Raw genomic sequence first — 6,722 nt, 5'->3', positions numbered from 1 at the left:
ATTTTCTATTTTACCGGTCATTTATTAACCTCCCTTTCAACAACACATTTACATACTAAAACTCACATATATATTCTATATTATAACATTAATTGATGCAAACATGACTTATTATTAAATTTTAATGAAAGTTTTTCTTGCTAAAATCAATATATAATGTTAAAATTAAATTGTTTTTCATGGTAATATAAAAGGGAGGTGTTTCCATTGGCGAGAACATGTGAAATATGCAATAAAGGAGTTGCACATGGCTCTAAAGTAAGCCATTCAAATAAAAAATCAAAAAGGATATGGAGTCCTAACATAAAACGAGTAAGAGCAATTGTAGAGGGTAGTCCAAAAACTATCAACGTTTGTACAAAATGCATAAAATCAGGAAAAATTCAAAGAAACGTCTAAGCAAATATATTGAGCATATATTTGCTTTTTTATTTTTTAATCAACTATCTTATCATTTGAATATTTTCTTCAACAGTCTATTTAAGAATTTAGGTATCTTAAAATAATAAACTTTCATAGTACCACCTTCTCTTTTAATTAATATAATTTATACAACCTATATCCAATCCAAAGCATCAAACCCCCTAATATAATCAACCATAGCCATGATGGTGAACAGATAAGTATTAAAGCAGCACCAACAGCACATATCAGCAACCCTAAAATTTGCATAAATGTAAAATTTCTTTTCAAAAAAATACCCCCCTTTTGAGATAAATGAAAAGATAATATATAATCATAATACTCAATTGGAAGGTAAATTGACACAATTTTATCTATCTCGTGCTTTTATAACTAATAATAAGCCACTTCTTACAATGATTTGTGCTGTATCCGATTCTAAAAAATTACTTGTACCGCAAGGAAAATCTATTGGCAAAATGGCCTCTTCTATTTTATAATGAAGTCCCCTAGTTTGTTCTATGAAAACATCCCCTCCAAGAGGCAATAAAGAAATTAAATTTCCCATTTCTCCTTTTATGCTGACAATGCCATTTGCCACAAAAATCTCATTGTATTCATTTATCATTCTGATATCTATGCCCTGCCTGAACGGTCGGATCATTAGTAGAATATTTGCATATGTATGGTCAAACCTGCTGCCTATACAGCCCATCATGTCAATTTGTGACGGATTCATTTCTAGGGCATGGTCAACTGCAATATGTGTATCTGTTTTATCCTTTTTAGGTGGATATTTGACAAAGCTTATTCCCTTATTCTCATAATATTTTAAAACATGGTCAGATAGAGAATCCAAATCTCCTACTACTAAATCTGGCTTTATACCCATGTTATAAGCATGCACTGCTCCTCCATCTGCACAAATTATTTTATCGTAGACATTCTGATTTATAAGTTTTAAATGAAAATCATAATTTGTAATATCTCCGTTGGATATTATCAATATATTCATTCTGACATACCTATCCTTCAATCAGTTTTAATCTGTTTACTGTCTTTTTTATATCATCAGAATTAAATACAGCTGAGCCAGCAACTATCACCTGGGCACCGGAATCCACAACTTTCTTTATATTGGATTCATTGATACCACCATCTACTTGAATAAGAGTATTAAGTCGTCTTTGGCGAATTGTCTGGCTCAAATCTGATATTTTTTGATACATATTTGGAATAAAACTTTGTCCCCCAAACCCGGGATTTACAGTCATAATCAATACCATATCCAGGTTATTTAATGTGTAGTCCAATACATTTAATGGCGTAGCTGGATTTAAAGCTATACTAGCTTTTATATCATGCTGCTTTATATGATTTATCAATCTATCCATATGAGTTACCGCTTCAGCGTGTACTGTGATATTATATGGTTCCAGCTCTATAAATCTGTCAATCATCTGTTCGGCATTGCTTATCATCAGATGTACATCCATAGGCATATCAGTATGCTTTTTGATCGCTTCTATCACAGGAATAGCAAAAGAGATGTTGGGCACAAAATGTCCATCCATAACGTCCACGTGGAGCATTTCGCAGCCTGCCTCTTCTACCTTTCTTATCTCTTTAACCAAATATCCAAAATCCGCTGATAATATTGAAGGTGATATTTTTACCATTTATTCATTCCCCCTATAGCTATTTCCTCCATAAAATCCTTATATCTTTTATATCTTTTACGACTAATCTCGTTATCCTTTACTGCTTGTTTTATTGCACATCCGGGTTCATGCATGTGTGAACAGCCTTTAAATCTACACAATGGGATATACTTTCTAAAATCTATAAAATAACACTGGAGTTCTTGGCTGTCTATATCGGCTAAATCCAAACTACTAAAACCCGGAGTATCAACTATAAAACTATCATCATATACTTTTATCAGTTCACTATGCCTTGTAGTATGTTTACCTCTCCTTATCTTTTTACTTACCACGCCGATTTCCATGATTTCTTTCCCAGCCAGCCTGTTCAATATAGAAGATTTCCCTACTCCTGATTGTCCTGCTAGTACAGTCGTACATCCTTTAAATTGTTCCCTTAATTGTTGAACCCCTATATTTAACAATAAACTCGTAGCAATTACATCATATCCTATATTTCTATATATTTCAGTTATTTGATTTATTTCAGATGATGTTGCCAGGTCAATTTTATTAACCACTATTACAATATCTAAACCGGATTTTTCAGCAAAGACAAGCATTTTATCTAATAAATATAAATTAGCATCCGGCTCTCTCATTGTAACCACAATTGCTACCTTATCTATATTAGACACTCTCGGCCTTTTCAATATATTTCTCCTCGGCAAAATTTTTTCTATCGCCCCTTCTGATAGCCCATCTTTACTCTCGGAAATTATATCCACCTCAACTCGGTCTCCTATAACAGGCGACTGCTTATCTTTCCTGAATCTACCTCTGGCAGTGCATTGTACAATCATATCTTGCCCGGTTACTTTTACGTAATAAAACCCTCCAATCCCTTTTATTATTATGCCCTGTTTCCTCTTCAGATACTTCACCTCCTACCTATCCATATCTATATCTTCATTTATATAACATTCATCGCTATCATCAATATAAACCTGTATAGTAACTATCCCTTCTCCCGATATCACAAGATTTAATTTCTTTTGGTCAGGGGTATGCATTTTATTGTGAATCTCTTTTATATTACCATCCTTGATTTGTAATACTCTAACCCTATATTCCTGTTCCATATTATCAGGCAGTTGTATCTCCAGATTTTTCTGAGGAAGTTTTCCAGTACTCACATACACGTCAATAGGAGTATTCATTTCAACATAAGTTCCAGGTTCAACCCCTTGCTCAACAATAATGCCTTCAGGATAAGCAGTAGTATTTTTAGCAATACTTCTTCCTAACCTCAAATTTTGTGATGCTAAAAAGTCTTCTACTTCATTCAATGATTGTCCTATGAGATCGGGAACTTTTGTCTTTGTATCTTTAGGCCCTTTGCTGATTTTAAAATCGATGCTTGTCCCTTCTTCTACACTGATACCCTCTTTTGGATTTTGTTCAAATACATAGTTTTCAGGAATTGAATTGTTGTGTTCATTTTCTATTTTGCCAGGGATCAATCCTTTTTGTTTTAGCAAAATAATTGCATCTCTCTCGGTCAAACTTGTTATTTTGGGAACTAATATAGTGCTTGGACCCATACTGACAACAACTTTTACATCAGTACCTTTTTTCACTTTGGCATCTTTCTCTGGATCTTGACTTATGATTGTTCCTTTTTCATATTCTTTATCATAGGCTCTTTCCTTTATTACAATATTCAATCCTTTTTGTTCAAGTAGCTCTTCGGCTCTTTGTTCGGTCAATCCTATTAGTTCTGGTACATCTACTTCTTCTACATAATAATAGTTTTCATATATAGCCCTAACTATAAAAATACTCATAGCTATCAATATTATTATTATCGATGATATAAAAATAGCCCTCATAATTTTATTTTTATTCTTTTTACGCTTTTTAGCTCTACCTTTAGTATCATTAGAATCTACAGGTTTCATTATTCTTGTCGGCGCATCAGAATTATCCGGCTTTATCACAAAATCTCCTTCCGGATCCCTGATAAACTTTTTGAGATCTACACACATCTCTTGTGCAGTTTTATATCTTATATCCTTGTCCTTTCTAGTAGCTTTTTCAATGATATCCCGCAGGGATTTTGGGATATCATCTACCATATCATCAGGTATTTTTATCACATCATTTATATGTTTTAATGCAACAGAAACTGAAGTTTCTCCCTTGAAAGGAACAGTCCCAGTTACCATTTCATATAGTACTATACCCAATGAATAGATATCAGTCTGTACATCCGTATATATACCCCTAGCCTGTTCAGGTGAAAAATAATGCACTGATCCCATTATGTTGGAATTGTTTAAGGTTATAGTTGATGCATTTAACATCCTTGCTATCCCGAAATCTGCTACTTTGACTATGCCCTCTTCTGTAACTACGATATTTTGCGGTTTTATATCTCTATGTATTACATCATTCTTGTGGGCATGAGCCAATGCTGAGCAAATCTGTAAAGCAATGTTTACCGCTTCCTCAGGATCTAACTTGCCCCTTTGTCTGATTATCTGTTTTAGAGTACTGCCCTTTATATACTCCATTACAATATAATAAATATTACCTTCTTGACCTACATCATAAACATTCACTATGTTAGGGTGTGAAAGTCTGGCTGCAGATTGAGATTCTCGATTAAACCTTTCAACAAATTCTTGATCACATGTATATTCAGATCTGAGAATTTTTACAGCTACGTATCTATTCAATAGATGACACTTGGCCTTATAAACTATAGCCATACCTCCATCGCCGATTTTTTCGATAATCTCATATCTGTCCCCTAATAATTTGCCAATCATGCTTTCACCTCGCTTTTCACTACACAACCATTGCTCGTTACAGCAATCACAGTAATGTTATCGTAACCACCGTTTTTATTTGATTGATTTATCAATTGTTCTACAAATTTATCCAAACTATCAGTGTTCTGATATATATAAATTATATCCTCTTTACTTAACATGTTGGTGAGACCATCAGTACATAGTAACAATACATCTTGATGATTAAAATCATGCTCTGTTAAGTCAACTTCTATGTCAGACTCTGTTCCTAATGCCCGTGTTATTAAATTCTTTTGAGGGTGATTTTCTGCCTCCATTGGACTTATAGTTCCATTATTCAATAGCTCTTGTACAAGTGAATGGTCTTTCGTTAGCTGAATTATATCTTTTTCCCTTATTATATAACCTCTGCTGTCCCCTACATGAGCTAACAATATTTTATCATCAATATTCAAAGCCATTGTAAGTGTAGTACCCATCCCACTATAATCCTCATTAGAATTTGCAAGATTGTACACATAAGTATTAGCTTGTTTTATCCACTTTTCCATACATTTAAGAATATTGTTAACCCCTGACTTAATTATTGTAGAATAATCGTTATTTACTTGTTCAACAATATTACTTACAGCACCATAACTTGCAATATTTCCGGCTCTATGCCCTCCCATTCCATCAGCTACAATAAAAATACCTTTTTGATCATCGGTATAAAGATAATCTTCATTTTTCTTCCTTACCAGTCCTCTATGGCTGGCATAACTAACTAACATATATCCACCCCCAATAAATTAACGGGTTTTTTTATGTGTCTTCTCCTAAGCTGACCACAGGCAGCATCAATATCGCTCCCTAATTCTCTCCTAACAGTAACAACAATACCCTGCGCTTTTAATATTCTTTGAAACCTATTTATTGATTCTAATCCGGGCTTTTCAAATTTTTTCTCTTTAACACTATTGATGGGAATAAGATTAACGTGAAAAAGTCCTCCTTTTAACAAATCCGCCAATTGATGGGCATGTTCCTTTAAATCATTGACACCCTTTATTAAAATATATTCAATAGTTACTCTTCTGTGAGTAATATCTATATACTGTTTGCAAGAATCTAAAACCCCTCTGATATTATATCTTTTATTTATAGGCATAAGCAAATTCCTCAATTTATCATTTGGAGCATGGAGAGAAATTGATAAATTTATAGGAATGCCTTCTTGGGATAATCTTAATATACCTTCCACCAAACCACAGGTGGACAGCGTTATATTTCTCATCCCTATATTTAGGCCTTGCTCATCATTTATCAGCCTTATAAATTTAATCACATTATCATAATTGTCAAAGGGTTCACCACTTCCCATAAGCACTACATTTGATATCCTTTTTCCATGTATTTGTTCTTGCATCATAAGCACTTGGTCAACCATCTCTCCAGGGGTCAAATTTCTTATCCTTCCTTCTATCCCGGAAGCACAAAATGAACACCTCATGCGACAACCCACCTGAGTAGAAATACACCCTGTATATCCGTGCTTATAATTCATCAATACACTTTCTATGATATTTTTATCCTTCAATTCAAATAGGAACTTTGTAGTATCATCAATTTTTGAATGTAATATCTTTAAAACACGGGCAGAATTTAATATATACTTTTCCTTTAAAGCCTCCCGGATATATACAGGTATATTTGTCATCTCATCAAAAGAATGGATTCCTTTATAAATCCATGAAAATATCTGATCACTTCTATATTTAGGTTCTCCCATTTCAGCAACTAATTCATATATATCCTGCCTATCGAAATCCTTTATAATAAACTCACTCAAATCAACTATCCTCCATACTATATTACT

Annotated in this window: 8 protein-coding genes; 1 reads left to right on the top strand and 7 read right to left on the bottom strand. The window is 33.5% G+C overall.

Translation table 11 applies throughout. The annotated features are described in order from the left end of the window. Positions 1-207: 207 nt before the first annotated feature. Entirely contained in the window at positions 208-399 is a 192-nt protein-coding gene (gene rpmB / locus PHP06_09995; GenBank protein MDD3840882.1) for a 50S ribosomal protein L28, read from the top strand. A 138-nt stretch (positions 400-537) separates the two neighbouring features. Here the strand turns inward: rpmB and PHP06_09990 are convergent, their stop codons facing one another. The 7 genes from PHP06_09990 to rlmN form a co-directional block, all read right to left on the bottom strand. Continuing rightward, positions 538-693 (bottom strand): hypothetical protein, encoded by a 156-nt coding sequence (locus PHP06_09990; GenBank protein ID MDD3840881.1) that lies wholly within the window; start codon positions 691-693, stop codon positions 538-540. Between the two features lie 79 nt (positions 694-772). Continuing rightward, on the bottom strand, positions 773-1,417 hold the full coding sequence (locus PHP06_09985; GenBank protein MDD3840880.1) for a thiamine diphosphokinase: 645 nt from the start codon (positions 1,415-1,417) through the stop codon (positions 773-775). Positions 1,418-1,427: 10 nt separating this feature from the next. After that, on the bottom strand, positions 1,428-2,081 hold the full coding sequence (gene rpe, locus PHP06_09980) for a ribulose-phosphate 3-epimerase (GenBank protein MDD3840879.1): 654 nt from the start codon (positions 2,079-2,081) through the stop codon (positions 1,428-1,430). Beyond that, entirely contained in the window at positions 2,075-2,989 is a 915-nt protein-coding gene (gene rsgA / locus PHP06_09975) for a ribosome small subunit-dependent GTPase A (GenBank protein ID MDD3840878.1), read from the bottom strand. The genes rpe and rsgA overlap by 7 nt, the downstream gene beginning before the upstream one ends. A gap of 3 nt (positions 2,990-2,992) precedes the next feature. After that, positions 2,993-4,879: a Stk1 family PASTA domain-containing Ser/Thr kinase gene (gene pknB / locus PHP06_09970; GenBank protein ID MDD3840877.1), complete on the bottom strand. Its 1,887-nt coding sequence runs from the start codon at positions 4,877-4,879 to the stop codon at positions 2,993-2,995. Then, positions 4,876-5,637, bottom strand: coding sequence for a Stp1/IreP family PP2C-type Ser/Thr phosphatase (locus PHP06_09965; GenBank protein ID MDD3840876.1), 762 nt, complete (start codon positions 5,635-5,637; stop codon positions 4,876-4,878). The genes pknB and PHP06_09965 overlap by 4 nt, the downstream gene beginning before the upstream one ends. Next, positions 5,631-6,683, bottom strand: coding sequence for a 23S rRNA (adenine(2503)-C(2))-methyltransferase RlmN (rlmN, locus tag PHP06_09960; GenBank protein MDD3840875.1), 1,053 nt, complete (start codon positions 6,681-6,683; stop codon positions 5,631-5,633). The genes PHP06_09965 and rlmN overlap by 7 nt, the downstream gene beginning before the upstream one ends. Between the last annotated feature and the right edge of the window lie 39 nt (positions 6,684-6,722).

The sequence above is a fragment of the Clostridia bacterium genome (assembly GCA_028698525.1).
Lineage (GTDB): Bacteria > Bacillota > Clostridia > JAQVDB01 > JAQVDB01 > JAQVDB01.
Note: the sequence above shows the minus strand (reverse complement) of the source record. Positions and strands in the feature narration are given on the sequence as shown.

Bases quoted from the DNA above. Each gene is read 5' to 3' on its own strand.
- PHP06_09985 (MDD3840880.1), bottom strand. From the start codon at position 1,417: ATGAATATATTGATAATATCCAACGGAGATATTACAAATTATGATTTT.
- rpe (MDD3840879.1), bottom strand. From the start codon at position 2,081: ATGGTAAAAATATCACCTTCAATATTATCAGCGGATTTTGGATATTTG.
- pknB (MDD3840877.1), bottom strand. From the start codon at position 4,879: ATGATTGGCAAATTATTAGGGGACAGATATGAGATTATCGAAAAAATC.
- PHP06_09965 (MDD3840876.1), bottom strand. From the start codon at position 5,637: ATGTTAGTTAGTTATGCCAGCCATAGAGGACTGGTAAGGAAGAAAAAT.